The sequence below is a fragment of the Methylobacterium carpenticola genome, from assembly GCF_042748905.1.
Lineage (GTDB): Bacteria > Pseudomonadota > Alphaproteobacteria > Rhizobiales > Beijerinckiaceae > Methylobacterium > Methylobacterium carpenticola.
In genome coordinates, this window is record NZ_JBHZEO010000001.1 from 6,394,758 (window position 1) to 6,410,488 (window position 15,731).

General features: G+C 69.6%; 15 protein-coding genes. 6 read left to right on the forward strand and 9 right to left on the reverse strand.

The features are described from left to right. Nucleotides 1-104: 104 nt before the first annotated feature. The 8 genes from ACE101_RS29600 to ACE101_RS29635 form a co-directional block, all read right to left on the reverse strand. A complete protein-coding gene (locus tag ACE101_RS29600; protein WP_379137582.1) occupies nt 105-371 on the reverse strand; it encodes a hypothetical protein in 267 nt (88 codons plus the stop codon). Nucleotides 372-508: 137 nt separating this feature from the next. Then, nucleotides 509-2,365: a S8 family peptidase gene (locus ACE101_RS29605; protein WP_379137585.1), complete on the reverse strand. Its 1,857-nt coding sequence runs from the start codon at nt 2,363-2,365 to the stop codon at nt 509-511. Between the two features lie 264 nt (nt 2,366-2,629). Beyond that, nucleotides 2,630-3,451 carry an aminotransferase class IV gene (locus ACE101_RS29610; protein ID WP_379137588.1) on the reverse strand — a complete coding sequence of 274 codons (822 nt, stop codon included), beginning with the start codon at nt 3,449-3,451 and terminating at the stop codon, nt 2,630-2,632. Next, a complete protein-coding gene (locus ACE101_RS29615; protein ID WP_379137590.1) occupies nt 3,438-4,043 on the reverse strand; it encodes an anthranilate synthase component II in 606 nt (201 codons plus the stop codon). Before ACE101_RS29615 ends, ACE101_RS29610 begins: the two co-directional genes overlap by 14 nt. A gap of 104 nt (nt 4,044-4,147) precedes the next feature. Further along, nucleotides 4,148-5,542, reverse strand: coding sequence for an aminodeoxychorismate synthase component I (gene pabB / locus ACE101_RS29620; RefSeq protein ID WP_379137592.1), 1,395 nt, complete (start codon nt 5,540-5,542; stop codon nt 4,148-4,150). Nucleotides 5,543-5,832: 290 nt separating this feature from the next. Further along, entirely contained in the window at nt 5,833-6,849 is a 1,017-nt protein-coding gene (locus tag ACE101_RS29625) for an ABC transporter substrate-binding protein (RefSeq protein WP_379137595.1), read from the reverse strand. Nucleotides 6,850-6,908: 59 nt separating this feature from the next. Continuing rightward, nucleotides 6,909-7,787: an ABC transporter permease gene (locus tag ACE101_RS29630; RefSeq protein ID WP_379137599.1), complete on the reverse strand. Its 879-nt coding sequence runs from the start codon at nt 7,785-7,787 to the stop codon at nt 6,909-6,911. Nucleotides 7,788-7,813: 26 nt separating this feature from the next. Beyond that, nucleotides 7,814-8,584: an ABC transporter ATP-binding protein gene (locus ACE101_RS29635; RefSeq protein ID WP_379137601.1), complete on the reverse strand. Its 771-nt coding sequence runs from the start codon at nt 8,582-8,584 to the stop codon at nt 7,814-7,816. Nucleotides 8,585-8,719: 135 nt separating this feature from the next. Between ACE101_RS29635 and ACE101_RS29640 the strand changes: the two genes are divergently transcribed. The 3 genes from ACE101_RS29640 to ACE101_RS29650 are packed head-to-tail and all read left to right on the forward strand — an operon-like array spanning nt 8,720 to nt 11,846. Further along, nucleotides 8,720-9,397: a response regulator transcription factor gene (locus tag ACE101_RS29640; RefSeq protein ID WP_379137604.1), complete on the forward strand. Its 678-nt coding sequence runs from the start codon at nt 8,720-8,722 to the stop codon at nt 9,395-9,397. Beyond that, nucleotides 9,394-10,776 carry a sensor histidine kinase gene (locus ACE101_RS29645; protein WP_379137606.1) on the forward strand — a complete coding sequence of 461 codons (1,383 nt, stop codon included), beginning with the start codon at nt 9,394-9,396 and terminating at the stop codon, nt 10,774-10,776. The genes ACE101_RS29640 and ACE101_RS29645 overlap by 4 nt, the downstream gene beginning before the upstream one ends. After that, complete coding sequence (locus ACE101_RS29650) at nt 10,773-11,846, forward strand: ABC transporter substrate-binding protein (RefSeq protein ID WP_379137609.1); 1,074 nt, start codon at nt 10,773-10,775, stop codon at nt 11,844-11,846. The genes ACE101_RS29645 and ACE101_RS29650 overlap by 4 nt, the downstream gene beginning before the upstream one ends. Before the next feature lie 84 nt (nt 11,847-11,930). Here ACE101_RS29650 and ACE101_RS29655 read toward each other — a convergent pair whose 3' ends face one another. After that, the gene (locus ACE101_RS29655) at nt 11,931-13,022 is read right to left on the reverse strand and encodes a methyl-accepting chemotaxis protein (protein WP_379137611.1); all 1,092 of its coding nucleotides are present in this window, start codon (nt 13,020-13,022) and stop codon (nt 11,931-11,933) included. A gap of 397 nt (nt 13,023-13,419) precedes the next feature. Here ACE101_RS29655 and ACE101_RS29660 point away from each other — a divergent pair, with 397 nt between their 5' ends. The 3 genes from ACE101_RS29660 to ACE101_RS29670 all read left to right on the forward strand — a co-directional run bounded on the left by ACE101_RS29660 (nt 13,420) and on the right by ACE101_RS29670 (nt 15,537). After that, the gene (locus ACE101_RS29660) at nt 13,420-13,713 is read left to right on the forward strand and encodes an STAS domain-containing protein (RefSeq protein ID WP_379137614.1); all 294 of its coding nucleotides are present in this window, start codon (nt 13,420-13,422) and stop codon (nt 13,711-13,713) included. Between the two features lie 13 nt (nt 13,714-13,726). After that, complete coding sequence (locus ACE101_RS29665; RefSeq protein ID WP_379137617.1) at nt 13,727-14,092, forward strand: response regulator; 366 nt, start codon at nt 13,727-13,729, stop codon at nt 14,090-14,092. A 200-nt stretch (nt 14,093-14,292) separates the two neighbouring features. Next, the gene (locus ACE101_RS29670; protein ID WP_379137619.1) at nt 14,293-15,537 is read left to right on the forward strand and encodes an HD domain-containing phosphohydrolase; all 1,245 of its coding nucleotides are present in this window, start codon (nt 14,293-14,295) and stop codon (nt 15,535-15,537) included. Nucleotides 15,538-15,731 lie beyond the last annotated feature (194 nt).

The window sequence follows — 15,731 nt, forward strand, 5'->3', positions numbered from 1 at the left end:
GTGCGGACCGCCTCGCCGGCGGGCCTCGTCGTCGCGATTCCTGCTGCCACGGCCGGCCTCCCGCTGATGCGAGAGGCTAAACCTCAAGCTTGCCGCGCTGTTCCCTAGCGAATCAGCCGCATCGGCCGCGATACGGAAACCGACACAACCTTCGGATCTTTATCCAGCTCCGGCAGACTTCCCGCCTCGGTCTCCGCCGTCAGCATCAGGTCATCGATACGCGTCCGAAGCTTGACGGTTGGAGGGACGTAGCCCGGCTCAAGCACCTTCACGATCGCTTCCAAAAGCACGTCCGGTTGCTCTGCCGATTCTTCCAGAGCCGCACTTCCTCGCACTTTCGAGAACGGCGCTCGCGTGATCGTGAAGGCCATGGGGCAGGACTTTCTGAGCGACGTCGGAGCCAACGCTTATCCTACATGGAACGTTCCGGGCCGAAGCACTCCAGCCGTCATGTATAGGAGATACCCAAAGAATTCTCCAGCCTGCGGCCAGGATGCCGCGGGTGGGATCAGACGGTGGCGATCGGCGGCGCGCGCCGGATCACCTCCTCGATGGCCCGTCGCGCATGGGCCCGGCCGAAGCCGTAGCGATCGTGCCAGCCTGCCGCCTGCGGCGGCTGGTGACGCACCGCCGCGATCATGATCGCCCGGATCTCATCGGCCGACAGATCGAGACCACGCGCCCGCGCTTCGCTCAGAAGCAGAGCGACGATTCCCGCCACGGCCGGTGCGGCCATGCTGCTTCCGCTCTTGGCGATCACCCCCGTTCCGGTTTGCGATCGGGCCGCGAGTACGCCATGCCCGGGTGCGGAAATCTCCGGCTTCTCCCGGCCGTCGCGGGTCGGCCCGGCGCTTGAGAACCATGACAACGGACAGAGCGGATCGTGCGCATCGTAGGATCCCACGGCCAGGGTCAGATGCCCGCAGGAGATCGAGCCGATCGTGACGCTCGGATCGACCGGCGACCGGAAGGATGATTGCGAGGCATCGTCCCGCTCGATCCATGCGTGGAACGCGCCGGATCTGACGACCCTGCCTCTCAGCCGAACCGTCCAGTCGCCCGCCTCGACACGGCCGCCGAGCACGACGCCGATCATGTTGTCACCGTTGTTGGGCTCAGCAAGCCGGTTCGCAGCGAAGATCTCGCCATGCTCATCGGCATCGGCACCGTTCTGCCCCGGCATCAACGTTCCGAGACTTTTTCCGGATGGGGCGATCACCTCCACGGAGAAGCGGTCGTCCGCGGCGTACCAGATTTCGAGTTCCCGGACCGCTTGGCGTCCAGCCGGAACCCGCCAGAGCAGATCGAGAGCGCCGTCCTGCGTCAGGCGGCCCGTCGCATGGATGCCGTCGGCATAGGCGTTGGCCACCGCGATGGTCACCGCGCGATTCGGGGCGGCGCGCAGCAGACGGTCGATGCCCTCCTCGACAAGACTCGTTCCGTCATGCGGGCCGCCGTTGGTGCCCAGACTGATATTGATCACGCAGGGACGCGCACCCGCTTTCCCGAAGATGTACTCGACAGCTTCGAGCAGCAACGTGGAGTCGCCGAAGAAGGACCCCACCAGATCCGGGCCGGAGATCGGCAAATCCTTGTGGGACACGTCCACGAAGACCAGATCGGCCTGGGGAGCGAAGCCGGCGACACCCGATCCGCGGCCATTTCCCGCGGCGATATCCATCACGTGGGTGCCGTGAGTCCCTTTCTCCCGAGCTGTATCCGGCAGCGGACCATACCCGAGATCAGCGTAAGGGTCCGCAGCGCCCAAGGCGCGATTGATGGCCGCCGCGTCGAATTCGCGCCCGTACTTCACGCGCCCCTGCGCATCGATGACGCCGTTCTGCTGCCAGATCGCGAGCAGACGCGTGGTGCCATCATCGTTGAGGAAATTCCGGTGAGCAAAGTCGCAGCCGTAATCGATGATGCCGATGACGACGCCCTGCCCGCCCTCACCGATCCGGTCCGTCGGCAGCGAGGCGGGATTCGCCTCTGTCTCCGCGATCCCATCGGCCAGCGCAGGCCTCAACGGCTGCGCCGCCTTCAAGCTCCGCACGTAGTCGAAGCGGCGCACCACTTCGATCCGCGTTGCCGGGATTCGACCGGTGACGATCGCCGTACCATCGGCCTGATCCACGGGTCCGATCTGAGTGCTGGCCCGAACCTCGCTCGCACGCCGCCAAGCATCCGGATCGGTGACCTTGGCGATGACCGGCACCTCATCGAAATCGACGGAGGCGGGAACCTGCAGAATGACGCCACGCTGACGCAGCGCGAGCAGGCGCTGCAACCGGAAATCCATATCTGCGTCGATATTTGTTGGTAACAGCTCTCCACTCTCGATCGAAATCTCGGGACCCTGCGACATGACGCTCATCTCAAATATTTGACCGAGTCGCCCCAAAATGCAGCGGGATAGTCCAAGCTGTCAAGATTTCCTTTGAAGATAGATATATCAATAAAGTAGTCAATATTCCCGCTTCAAATGCTCAGATATTATTATATACTTGCCACAAATACCCTTAATATCATGTAAAGTAGGTAATTCTGATGCATAGATTTAATATATTGATCGAGGGCGAGAAAGATCTCCCCGCGCTGCGGGGCCGGACGCAGCGCAATCGCCGTCGGTCTACTTCTCGATCACTGCCCGCAAAGCCCCGACGAGGCGGCCGACCACGGGGTGTTCCGCGCTCTCGAACGAGCGCTCGCCCAGGGCCCGGACCGGCGCGATCAGGCGCAGCGAGTTGGTGAGGACGAGGGCCTCGGCGTGCATGAGTTCGCCCGGATCGAGGGAGCGCTCGGCGACGGCGAGCCCGAGGCCGGACGCCTGGGCCAGGATCCAGGCCCGGACGATGCCGGCGAGCACCCCGTCCGCGAGCGGCGGGGTGACGAGCCCGCCGTCGATCACCGCGAAGAGGTTGCCGGTGCCCGCGCAGGCCACCCGCCCGCTTGTGTTGAGGAACAGCGCCTCGTCGCAGCCGGCGCGGGCCGCCTCCTCGGCGGCGAGGACGGCGTCGAGATAGCCGAGGGTCTTGTGGCGGGAGGCCGGCGAGGTGTCGTTGCGGCGGATCGCCGTGAGGTGCAGCGCGAGGGGCGCGAAGGCTGGCCCCGGGTTCAGCGGGGCCGCGGTCGCGAGCAGCGTCGGGCGGGGCTGGGCGGGCGGGCGCAGGCCGCGCGGGCCGCTGCCGCGCGTGGCCGTGGTGCGCAGGGCCGCCCGCGCCTGCCCCTCCGCCATCGCCCGCATGGCCGTGGTGACGGCGCCCGGGTCGAGCGGGAAGCCGAGGGCGGCCGCCGCGCCGACCAGCCGGGCGACGTGCGCCGCCTCGAACACCACCCGGCCGTTCAGGACGAGGGCGGTGTCGAAGACGCCGTCGCCCAGGAGCAGGCCGCGATCGGCGAGGTCGAAGGGCGCGACCGATCCCTCGACGCGCCGCCCGTCAAGCCACGGCATGGGCCGGAGCCTCCCGCCAGGACCGGGCGAGCGCGAGGAAATTCGCGAAGAGCGCGTGCCCGTTCTCGGTCAGCACCGATTCCGGGTGGAACTGGATGCCCCAGGTCGGGTGGTGGCGGTGGGACAGGGCCATCACCTCGCCCTCCGCCGAGACGGCATCGACGCGCAGGACCCGCTCCATGGCGGGCTGGGGCGCCACGATGAGCGAGTGGTAGCGCCCGACCCGCATCGGCGAGGGCAGGCCCCGGAACAGGCCGGTGCCGTCGTGGTCGATGGGCGAGGCTTGCCCGTGCAGGGGCCGCCCCGCCCGCGCGACGCGCCCGCCGAAGGCCGCCCCGATGCATTGATGCCCGAGGCAAACGCCGAGGAGCGGCAGCTCGCCGGACAGGGAGCGGACGGCATCGAGGGAGACGCCGGCCTCCGCCGGGCTGCACGGCCCCGGCGAGATCACCACCGCCTCGGGCGCCCGCGCCCGGATGCCCCGCACGTCGAGGGTGTCGTTGCGCGCCACCTCGACCGGGGCGCCGAGCTCCTCGAAGTAGCGCACCACGTTGAAGACGAAGGAATCGTAGTTGTCGATGACGAGGATCATCCGGGATGCCTTGCGCCGCGGGGCCCCGCGGCCTGTGATGCCGGACGCGGAGACCCCGCACGGCCTTGGTGCGAGGATCGTGCCGCGGCCCTCCTGCCTAAGACCTATGTGGGGTCTCCGGCTGCCGCCGGGAACGCGGCGAAGACGCGCTCCGCCTTGGTCAGGGTCTCCTCGTATTCGGCGACCGGGTCGGAGAGCAGCGTGATGCCGCCGCCCGCCTGCAGCACGGCCTGATCCGCGTCCATGAACACCGTGCGGATCGCGATGTTGGTGTCGAGGCTGCCGTCGAAACCGATCCAGCCGATGCTGCCGCAGAACAGCTCGCGGGCATCGCCCTCGATCTCCGTGATGATGTCCATGGCGCGCAGCTTCGGCGCCCCGGTGATCGAGCCGCCCGGGAAGGTGGCGGCGATCAGGTCGAGGGCGTCGGCGCCGTCGCGCAGGCGGCCGCTGACCACCGAGACGAGGTGGTGGACGCTGGCATAGCTCTCCAGGCCGCAGAGCACCGGCACGGTGACGCTGTGCGGCGTGCTGATCCGCGACAGGTCGTTGCGCAGGAGATCGACGATCATGACGTTCTCCGCCCGCTCCTTGTCGCTGGCCAGCAGCGCCTCGGCGCGCGCCCGGTCCTCGGCCGGATCGGGGGAGCGCGGGGCGGTGCCCTTGATCGGCCGCGTCTCGATCCGCCGGCCGTCGAGGCGCAGGAAGCGCTCGGGCGAACTCGACGCCACCTTGAGGTCTCCGCAATCGAGATAGGCCGCGAAGGTCGCGGCGTTGCGCGCCCGCAGCCGGCGGTAGAAGGCGAAGGGATCGAAGTCCGGTGGCAGGGCGGCGGTGAAGCGCTGCGCGATATTGGCTTGGTAGATGTCGCCGGCGCGGATGTAATCGCGCACCCGCTCCACCGCCGCCGCGTAGGATTCCGCCGTGAAATTCGAGCGCCACGCGAGCGGCGGCACGTCCCGTGCCGGGTCGGCGGGCTCGGGGCCGGCGAGCCGCGCCTCCCAGGCATCGAGGCCGGCGAGGGCGTGCCGCGCGCGGGCGGCGGGCTCGGTCTCCGGGAAACCCGAGGCGATGAGGTGGCAGGTCTCCGCCCGGTGATCCCAGGCGATCACCGTCCCGTAGAGGCTGAGCGCGACGTCGTCGCAGAGGCCGGCGCGGCGCGGCGGCACCGTCACGCGCTCCAGCGCCTGTCCGAAATCATACGCGAAGTAGCCGATCGCCCCGCCCTGGAACGGCGGCAATCCGGGAAGCGGCGCGGTGCGATAGGGAGCCAGGAGATCCCGCAGGACGGCGAGGGGCGCCCCCTCGCGGGGCTCGCCGTCGCAGACGGTCCGTCCGTCCCGGATCCGGATGCTCAGGAAGGGATCGGCCGCGAGGTAGGAGTAGCGCCCGAGATCCGGGTGGCGCATGGCGCTGTCGAGGAAGGCCAGTCCGGGCCGGCCCTGCAGGCGCGCGGCTGCGGCGATCGGATCGCGATACGGGATGGGCCGGGTCCACATCGCGCTCTGATAGCCGAGGGCGGGTGGCGGGGGGAAGGCGGCGGAAGGTCGGGGATGCGGGCCGGCCCGCCGCCGATGACGGCGCTCGACGCGAGCGCGGGATCCCCTCTCCCGCGCGGGCTGCGCCATGCACCCATGGCCGGATGAGGCGCGGGGACCTCCTCTCCCCGCCTGCGGGGAGAGGCGATGCGCACGCTGCGATGCGTGAGCCGGCAAGCCCGCACGGGAGAGGTGTTCCGCGCTCCCGATCCGGAGACCGGCGCCCCGCGGAACACGCCCTGAACGCACCGTCAGCTCCCGGCCCGCTCGCGCAAGGCCGGGATGAACAGGTCCGTCCACACGGCCGGCTTCGTCTTGATGATCCCGGCCCGGTGCATGAAGGTCGCGAATTCCATGATCCCGGTCGGCGTCGCCGAGAACCGGCTGTCCGGATCGTCCAGCATCGGCCGCACCTCCTCGGGGGTCACCTTCACCTTCGAGGCGCGGGCGAAGATCTCGGCCGTCTCGGCCTTGTTCTCCTGGATGAACCGGGTCGATTGATCGAGCGCGTCGAGGAAGGCCTGCGTCATCTTCGGGTTGGCCTCCGTGAAGCGCTTGAGCGCGAAGACCACGTCGAGGGTGATCGGCCCGAACACCTCCGAGGCCTTCAGGATCGTGCGCACCTTCGGGTCGGCGCGCTCCACCTGGGTGAAGGGCGGCGAGGCGAAATGGGCGACGATCTCGGTCTTGCCCGAGAGGAGCGCCGCCACCGCCTCCGGATGCGGCAGCCCGACCGTGCTCGCATCGAGCTTGTTGTAGTTCTCCGGCCCGAACTGCTTGGCCACCGCCATCTGCAACACCACCGCGGCGAGCGAGGTCTTGATGCCGGGGATGGCGATCTTGTCCTTGGGGGTGAAATCGGCGAGGGACTTGATCCCGGGCTTGTTGACGTTGAGGTCGAGCGCCGTGGCGGACATGCCCGAGATGCCGATCACCTCGGTCTTGGCGCTGCCGCGGCCCTTGGACCAGAGCGCGAGGAAGCCCGGCGCGCCGGTCCCGGCGATGTCGAGGCTCCCGGCGATCATCGCGTCGTTGATGACGTTGCCGCCGTCGAGGGTGAGCCACGTCACCTTCACGTCCCCGAGGCCGGCCTTGGCCGCCTGCGCCTCCAGGAACTTCTTCTCCTGCATGACGAAGAGCGGCAGGTAGAGGATGCCGTAGCCCTTCGAGACGCGGACCTCCGAGACCTCCGCCCGCAGCGGCATGGTGGCAAGGCCGAGAGCGAGCGCGGCCCCCGCCACGCGGGTGAGCCAACCCTGTCCGAACATCGGTCGTTTCCCCGTGAATCGTCGTGATGAGGTTGTGGGAGAGGACGGAGAACCGCCGGTCAGTGCTGCATGCCCCAGCGGCGGATGGTGCGCTTCTCGATGTTGGCGAAGATCACGTTCTCGACGAAGAGGCCGATCAGGATCACCGTGAACAGGCCGGCGAAGACGTTGGTGGTCTCGAGCGCGTTGCGGTTCTCGAAGATGTACCAGCCGAGGCCGCCCGAGCCCGAGGAGACGCCGAAGACCAGCTCCGCCGCGATCAGGGTACGCCACGCGAAGGCCCAGCCCACCTTGAGGCCGGTGAGGATCGACGGGAAGGCCGCCGGGATCAGCACCGCCTGCACCAGCCGCAGGTTGCGCAGGCCGTAGTTCAGCCCGACCATCCGCAGGGTGTTCGACACCGAGCGGAAGCCCGCATGGGTGTTGAGGGCGATGGCCCACAGCACCGAGTGGACGAGCACGAAGACCACGCTGCCCGTGCCGAGGCCGAACCAGATCAGCGCCAGCGGCAGCAGCGCGATGGCCGGGAGCGGGTTGAACATGGCGGTGAGCGTCTCGAGCAGGTCGGTGCCGATGCGCGAGCCGATGGCGATGGTGGTGAGAATCGCGGCGAGCGCGATGCCGATGCCGTAGCCGATGGCCAGGGTCTGGAGCGAGATCAGGGCCTTGGCCGGGATCTCGCCGCTCAGGATGGCGGCCCCGAACGCCTCGATCGTGGCCGAGAAGGTCGGGAACAGGAGCGGGTTGTCGAGCCAGCGCCCGTAGGCCTCCCACATGACCGCGAGGACGGCGAGCACGGCACATTTGCGCAGCCAGCCCTGACGGTAGAGGAGTTCGGGCAGCGACAGGCGCTGCTCGACCGTGACGGCGCCGGAGGTCGAGGTCTCGCGGACGATCTCGGGCCTCTGGTCGAGGCCGAGGGTAGCGGCGGTGTGCATGGCGTCTCTCCCGGAATTTCTGGTTGTCAGGCGAACAGCATGTCGTTGATGCGCGCTTCGAGGGCGCCCTGCGCGTCGGTGCCGAGCGCGTCGGGGGCGAGGCTGTTCAGCTCCGCCTTTACCTGCCCCGGATGGGGGGAGAGCAGCAGGATGCGGGTGCCGACCTTGATCGCCTCCTCGATGGAATGGGTGACGAACAGCACCGTGAAGCGGGTGTCCTCCCACAGGCGCAGCAGCTCGTCCTGCATCTTGCGGCGGGTGAGCGCGTCGAGGGCCGCGAAGGGCTCGTCCATCAGCAGGATGTCGGGCTCCATCGCCATGCCGCGGGCGATCGCCACGCGCTGCTTCATGCCGCCCGACAGCATGTGCGGGTAGGAATCGGCGAATTTCGCCAGCCCGACCTTCTCGATATAGGCCATCGCCCGGTCCGTGGCCTCCGCCCCGGAGGCGCGGCCGCTCGCGGTGAGCGCGAAGGCGACGTTCTGCTTGACCGTCTTCCAGGGCAGGAGCTGGTCGAACTCCTGGAACACCATCATGCGGTCGGGACCGGGCTCGGTGACCTTGCGGCCCTTGAGCCGGATCTCGCCCTCGACCGGGGTCAGGTAGCCGCCGATGGCCTTGAGGAGCGTGGACTTTCCGCAGCCCGAGGGCCCGAGCAGGATGTAACGGTCGCCGGGCAGCACCTCGAAATCGACGCGGTAGGTCGCGGTGACGAGATGATCCGCGGTCTTGTACTGGAGCGTGACACCCTGGACCGTGAGCAGCGGCTCCGGCACGAAGTTCGGGCGTGCGTTCATCAGGTTGCCTCCCTAGGCGATATGGCGTGCCCGCTTGGCCGGGCCTTGACGCGTGCTGTAGGCTGCGAACCTGTTACCAACCTGACAAAACAGGTGCGGGCACACCAGGCGTCGGGGAAGGGAGCGCGCGGTCCGATGCGGATCCTGCTCGTGGAGGATACGCAGGACGTGGGCGAGGCCATCGCGGCGCGCCTGCGGGCGCTCGGCCACGCCGTCGACTGGGAGCGCGACGGGGAGACCGGCGACGGGGTGCTCGCCGTCCAGACCTACGACCTCGTCATCCTCGACGTGAACCTGCCGGGGCTCGACGGCTTCACCATCCTGAAGCGGCTGCGCGCCCGGCAGGGGCGCACGCCCGTGCTGGTGCTGACCGCGCGCTCGCAGGTGGACGACCGCGTCGGCGCCCTCGATCTCGGCGCCGACGACTACCTCGTGAAGCCCTTCGACTTCCGCGAGTTGGAGGCGCGGGTGCGGGCGCTGCTGCGGCGCCATTCCGGGCATGCCGACAACGCCATCGCCTGCGGCAACCTCGTCCTCGACCGGGCGGCGCGCAGCGCGAGCGTGGGGGGCCAGCCCCTCGACCTCACCCGCCGCGAATGGACGCTGATCGAGATCCTGGCGGCGCGGCCCGGGCGGATCTTCGGCAAGGCGGAACTCCTCGACCGCGTCTCGTCCTTCGACGACGAGTCGAGCGAGAACGCCGTCGAGCAGATCGTCGCCCGCCTGCGCCGCAAGCTCGCCCAGGCCGGCGCCCGGCCGGAGATCCGCACCCTGCGCGGCCTCGGCTATCAGGTCGTGTGTCCCGAGCCGTGATCCTCCGGACCCCCTCCCTCTTCCTGCGCCTCGTCACCGTGCTCGGCCTCGTGCTGGCGGCCGGGGCGGGCCTGCTCCTCGCCACCGCCTGGACCTCGGCCCGGCTCGCCGCCGACCAGGCCTACGACCGGCTCCTCGTCGGCGCCGCGCTGCAGATCGCCGAGACCATCGCCAGCGACGGGCGCGAGATCACCGTCGATCCCCCCTTCTCCGCTTTCGAGACGCTCGGTCTCGCGCCCCGGGACCGCATCTTCTACAAGGTGGTCGATCCCGCCGACGCCCTGCTGACCGGAAGCGCCGACCTTGCGGTGCCGGTGGACCGGAGCCGGCTGGCCGAGGGGCCGCTCCTCCTCGACGCCGCGCATCGCGGCGAGCCCGTCCGGGTCGTGGTCACCGGCCGCTACGTGCCGGACGGGCCGAAGCCCGGCTGGGCGGCGGTGGTCCTCGCCCAGACCCGGGAGGCCCGCAGCGCCCTCGCCGGAGACCTCACCGCGCAGGCGAGCCTGCTCGTCCTCACCATGACGGTCCTCGCCCTCGCGGCCGTGACCGTGGCGGTGCGCGCGGCCCTGCGCCCGCTCGCCGCCATCGAGGGCGTGCTGGCGGGGCGCGGCCCCAACGACCTCGATCCCCTCGACGTCGCGGTGCCGCGGGAGATCCATCTCCTCGTGACCTCGATCAACCACTTCATGGGCCGGCTGTCGGGGCACATGGCGATCATGCGCCGCTTCATCGCCGACGCGGCCCACCAGATCCGCACGCCGCTCGCCGCCCTCTCGGCCCAGATCGACCTCCTGTCCTCGGAGGCCGACGCGGTGCGGCAGCGCGCGCTGGTGGCGCGGGTCCAGGAGCGCAGCGCCGAACTCGGCCGCCTCACCAACCAGCTTCTCAACCACGCCATGGTCATCCACCGGGCCCGCGCCGTGGCGCTCGCGCCGGTGGATATCGGCGCCATCGCCCGCCGCACGCTCATCGACGCGATCCCGCTCGCCGGCGAGCGCGTGCTCGATATCGGCTACGAGGGGCCGGAGGAGCCGCTGCCGATCCACGGCGATCCGATCGCCCTGCGCGAGGCGCTGGCGAACCTCATCCACAACGCCATCAAGCACGGGGCGCCGGGCCGGCTGACGGTGCGGGCGCGGCGCGAGCCCGGCCGGATCGTCGTCGAGGTGGTGGATGACGGCGCCGGCATCCCGGCGGCGGAGTGGAAGCGGGTGCGCGAGCCGTTCCAGGCCGCCACCGGCGGCGCCATCGGCTCCGGCCTCGGCCTCGCCATCGCGGCGGAGGTCGCGGCGGCCCATCGGGGCGAGATGCGCTTCGAGACGCGCTCGCACGAGGGCTTCGCCGTCGTGCTCTCCTTCCCCGCCGCGGAGGCGGCATGATCCGCCGGCTGCTCCTCGGCGCGCTTCTCCTCGCGGCCGGATCCGCCGCCGCCATGGAGACGACGCGCTTCCCGGCGCCCGAATGGCAGCGGGTGGAGCTGACGATCAGCGCGGCGGCGGACACGTCCGCGATGGCGCCGCTGATCCGCGACTACCAGACCCTCTCCCCGGACGTGACGATCGTCTACGTCGAGTACGACACCGCGGATCTCTACGCGCAGGCCGCCTCCGCCTGCGCGGCCGGGCGCGGCGCGGGCTTTTCCGCCGATCTCCTGATCACCTCGTCGGTGGATCATCTCGTGCAGCTCGCCAATGACGGCTGCGCCCGCGCCTACCGTTCCGCCGAGACCGCGCGGCTGCCGTCCCATGCCGCGTGGCGCGACGAGGTGTTCGGCTTCACGACGGAACCCGCGGTGATCGCCTATCGGCCGGACCTGGTGCCGCCCGAGGACCGACCGCATAGCCGCGCCGCGCTGATCGACCTGCTGCGCGAGAAGGCGGACCGCTACGCCGGCCGCGTCGGCTCCTACGACGTCACGGCCTCGGGCATCGGCTACCTGCTCGCGGCCTTCGACGCGCGCAGCGCCATGACCTACGGCCGGCTGGTCGAGGCCTTCGGGCGGGCGCGGCTGCGGGTGCGGTGCTGCACGAGCGTCCTGATCGGGGATCTCGAAGCCGGCCGGATCGCGATCGGCTACAACCTGCTCGGCTCCTACGTCTACGCGGCGATGCGGCGGGGAGCCAAGCTCGGCCTCATCGTCCCGCGCGACTACGCGCTGGTGCTGAGCCGCGCGGCCCTCATCCCGAACACCGCCGGCTTCGCCGCGGAGGGCTTCGCCTTCCTCGACTATCTCCTGTCCGAGCGCGGGCAGCGGGTGAGCCGGGAGCAGGCCTTCTACTTCGACCTGAACGGTCCCCTCCCGGCCGGGGCCGAGGGCCCGCCGAGCCTGGCCGCCGCCGGGGCTTTCCGGCCGATCCCCCTCGGACCGATCCTGCTCGCCGTGCAGGACCGCGCCAGACGCGCCCGCTTCCTCGCCGAGTGGCGCCAGTCGATCGGCCCCGCGCCCTGACGGATCGCGCCGAAGCGGCGAAAGGCGGCGTGTTCGATCAAAGACCGGGAGCGGCCACCGATGGCCCTGCGATCGGACGCCGCCCTAGAACAGCTCCATCCCCGTATCCTCGTCGACGACGCCGGCTCCGGCCACCTGCCCGTCCGGCACCCGGCCGAGAATCTGGCTCGCCAGCCGCGTGCGGATCTCGTGCAGGGTGACGGATCCGATCATCCGCTCGACCCAGGCCTCGTCGATCGCCGCACCCGCATGGTCCGGACCGGCTTCCGCCGTTTCGCGCTCCAGCCCCTCCAGGGAGCCGGCGAGGGCGGCGAGGCAGCGGGCGACGTTCTCCAGCCGCTGGCGGGTGAGGTCGTGGAACTGCATGCCGACCACCGCCGCCGAGACGTCGGAGGTGATGGCATTCGTGGTGCGGGCGGTCTCCTGCAGCACCTCGGCGAAGCGCCCGCTCTGCTCGACCAGGGTCCGCATCACGGTCCGCACCTGCGCCGTGGCCGTGACGCTCTCGTCGGAGACGTCGATCGCCGCGATCTCGCGCAGCATGGCGTGGCTGCTGCGCAGGCCGCCCGCGATGGTGCCGATCTGCTCCTTGATCACGCTGGAGAGCGTGTTCACCGCCTTGGCGAGGTCGCGCACCTCGTTCGCCACCACCCCGAAGGCGCGTCCGGCATCGCCCGCCCGAGCCGCCTCGATCTTGGCGTTCAGGGCGAGCAGGTTCGTCTGGCGATTGATCTTGTCGATTTCCCCGACGCTCGTCTCGACATGGGCGAGATTGTCGAGGACGGCGTTGAGCGAGCCCAGCATCGCGCCGCCGCGGGACGACAGGGTGGAGACCTTGTCGACCAGGGACGCGAAGGTCGCCTCGAACCCGGAGGAGACCTCCGACAGGGCGACGCTGCGCCCGTCGAGCGTCACCGTCTGGATCGACTGCACGAGCCCTTCCACGATCGAGGCCTGCTGATGGGTCGTGGCGGCGATGCGCTGGAACCGCGCGGAGAGGTCCTGGACATGATGCTCGGCGTGAGCGGAGGTCCCCTCGATCTCACCGATCAGGGCGGCGAGGGTCCTGCGCTGCAGGGTCGAGAGGCCGACCCAGCGGCGCATCAGGTCGGCGACCTCCGGGTCGAGAACCGCGGCGTCGGGCGCGGGAGCGCGTTCCGGGACCTGCATGAGCATCGTCGGTCATTCCTTCCAGCCGGGCCCCCTTTCCGGAGGGGTGCTCCCTGTCTTCCGCCTCGTTCGCCCGAGGGGCGTCCGCCCCGCCTGCGGCGACAACCGATCCGCCGAGAGAGAGTCCAGCGTGCACGCCAGATGTTCGATATCGGCGCAAGTTGAACGAACCGTTATGGGCCCGCCGCTTTGCTGCGGATGCCGCAGATCCCGCTCGGGCCCGCCGGTCCTGCATAACCGTATCGAGCTAATCCGGTCCGCGTAGGCAATTCGCCAACGGCGGATATGTGGATAATGACACCCGCACATAATTCTTAAGCGAATTTTTACCTGACAGATGTCTTTCCTTTTACACGCGTGAGCTATAGCCGCACAAGCTAACGCTGAGGCATGGACGAAGAAGATGGCAGATAAGACGACACTGACGCTGCCGGACGATTGCCGGGTGAGAGCCATTCGATCCGTCCACGACGAGATGACGAAGTCTCTTGCTGCGGCCCGGCACGTTGAGATCGACGGCACGGGGGTCGTCCTGTGCGACATCGCGCTCGTGCAGCTCGTGATCTCGGCGGCGCAGACGGCGCGCCGGACGGGCAAGCAGATCCGTCTCGTCAACCCGTCCGCCGAGGTCGCCGCGACCTTCGCGCGCGCGGGCCTGCCGCTCGACGGCCCTCACGCCGATCCCTTCAACTTCTGAGGCAGCCCGCGCCATGGCCACCATTCTCACGGTCGATGATTCCCCGAGTATCCGCCAGATGATCCGCGTGGCGCTCGAGCCGGTGGGGCATTCCGTCGTCGAGGCGGGCGACGGGGCGGAGGGGCTTCGCAAGATCACCGGCGCCTCGATCGATCTCGTCATCACCGATCTCAACATGCCGGTGATGGACGGCATCGAGATGATCCGGTCGATGCGCGAGATGCCCGCCCTCACGGGCCTGCCCATCGTCTTCCTCAGCACGGAATCGAACGAGGGCGTCAAGCAGAAGGCCAAGGCGGCCGGGGCGACCGGGTGGATCACCAAGCCCTTCAAGCCCGAGCAGCTGGTCAGCGTGGTGACCAAGCTCGTCCGGCGCTGAGGCCGGCCCGCCCGAACCCGGCCGCGGACCGGCGCGGCCTCTCGCCCGAGCAGGATCACGGACGGGGAATGCGCGTTCCCGCGCCCGTGCGGCGGCGCGGCTTCGGCCGATCCCGTGCGGGCGGCGGCTCCGGACGAACCTTCCGCCGATGATCCCCTCACCCCTTCTTGCGGGACCACCCGGGTCCCCGGAGCGCGCCCATGAAGGCCCTCCTGGTCGATGACAGCCGATCGAGCCTCGAACGATTGCGGGCTCTGTTGGAGGCCACCAGCACGCTCACCTGCTGCTGCTACACCGATCCGCGGGAGGCGCTCGCGGCCGCACGCCGCGAGGTCTTCGACCTGCTGCTCGTCGACTACGAGATGCCGGGCATGAACGGCGTCGCGCTGACGCGGAACCTGCGGGCGCTCGCCGCCTACGAGCAGACGCCGATCGTGATGATCACCACCTCGGCGAGCGAGCGGGTCCGCCTGAAAGCGCTCGCGGCCGGGGCCACGGATTTCGTCACCAAGACGGCGCATCCCTCCGAGATGCGCGCGCGGCTGCGCAACATCATCAACCTGTCCACCGCGCTGCGCACGCTGAACGACCGCGCCTCCTGGCTCGCCCGCGCGGTCGATGCCGCCACGCAGGTCCTGCTGGCCCGCGAGGAGGAGATGATCATGCGTCTCTCGCTCGCGGTGGAGTACCGGGACCACGACACCGGCGGCCATACGCTGCGCGTCGCCCGCTACAGCCAGATCATCGCCGAGACGATCGGCCTCTCTCCCGCGGTCTGCCGGTCGATCTACCTCGCCGCGCCGCTGCACGACGTCGGCAAGGTGGCGATCCCGGATGCGATCCTGCTCAAGCCCGGCCGGCTCGATCCGGACGAGTTCGCAGTGATCAAGAACCATTCGGTGATCGGCGAGCACATCCTCGGCGGCAGCAGCTCCGACCTGATCCAACTCGCGGCCGAGATCGCCGGGGCGCATCACGAGCGCTGGGACGGCACCGGCTATCCGAACGGCCTCTCCGGCCCAATGATCCCCCTCGCCGCGCGCATCGTCGCGGTCGCCGACGTCTTCGATGCGCTGACCTCCGCCCGGCCCTACAAGGAGGCGATGTCGGTCGACGAGGCCTTCGCCTATGTCGAGCGGGAGCGGGGCCGCCACCTGGATCCGACCTGCGTCGACGCCTTCCTCGCCGCCAGGCCCCGCATCCTCGAGGCGCGGGAGCACAACGAGGATTCGCCGCTGCCCAGCCCCGTCCCCATCGGGCTGCGCCATTCCGGCCTCGCCGCGGCGGTCGCGGAGCGCCAGCACGGCGTGCGCGTCGAGACGCAGCAGGCCGCACCGCCCCGCTTCCACGATCCGCGCAGCGGCCGGGTCGCCCGGACGGGATCGGCGCCCGAGCCTCAGGCAGCGCTTCAATCCCCACGCGCTGCTTCCCAGAAGTTAGGTTAACCAAATCAGACGAACCTTCGGCGAAGTCGGCTGGCTTTACGTCACGTTATAAATTGCCGGTCTAATAATACACTCGCAAAGAAGCGGTGGCTTCGGAGAAGGATCCGGTCACGGAGACGGCCCCGGACATCGCCGTTCCTCTGCGCGCACCCAGACCGGCGGTGCAATCTCCGAAGCCCGCCTGCCGCCGCTCC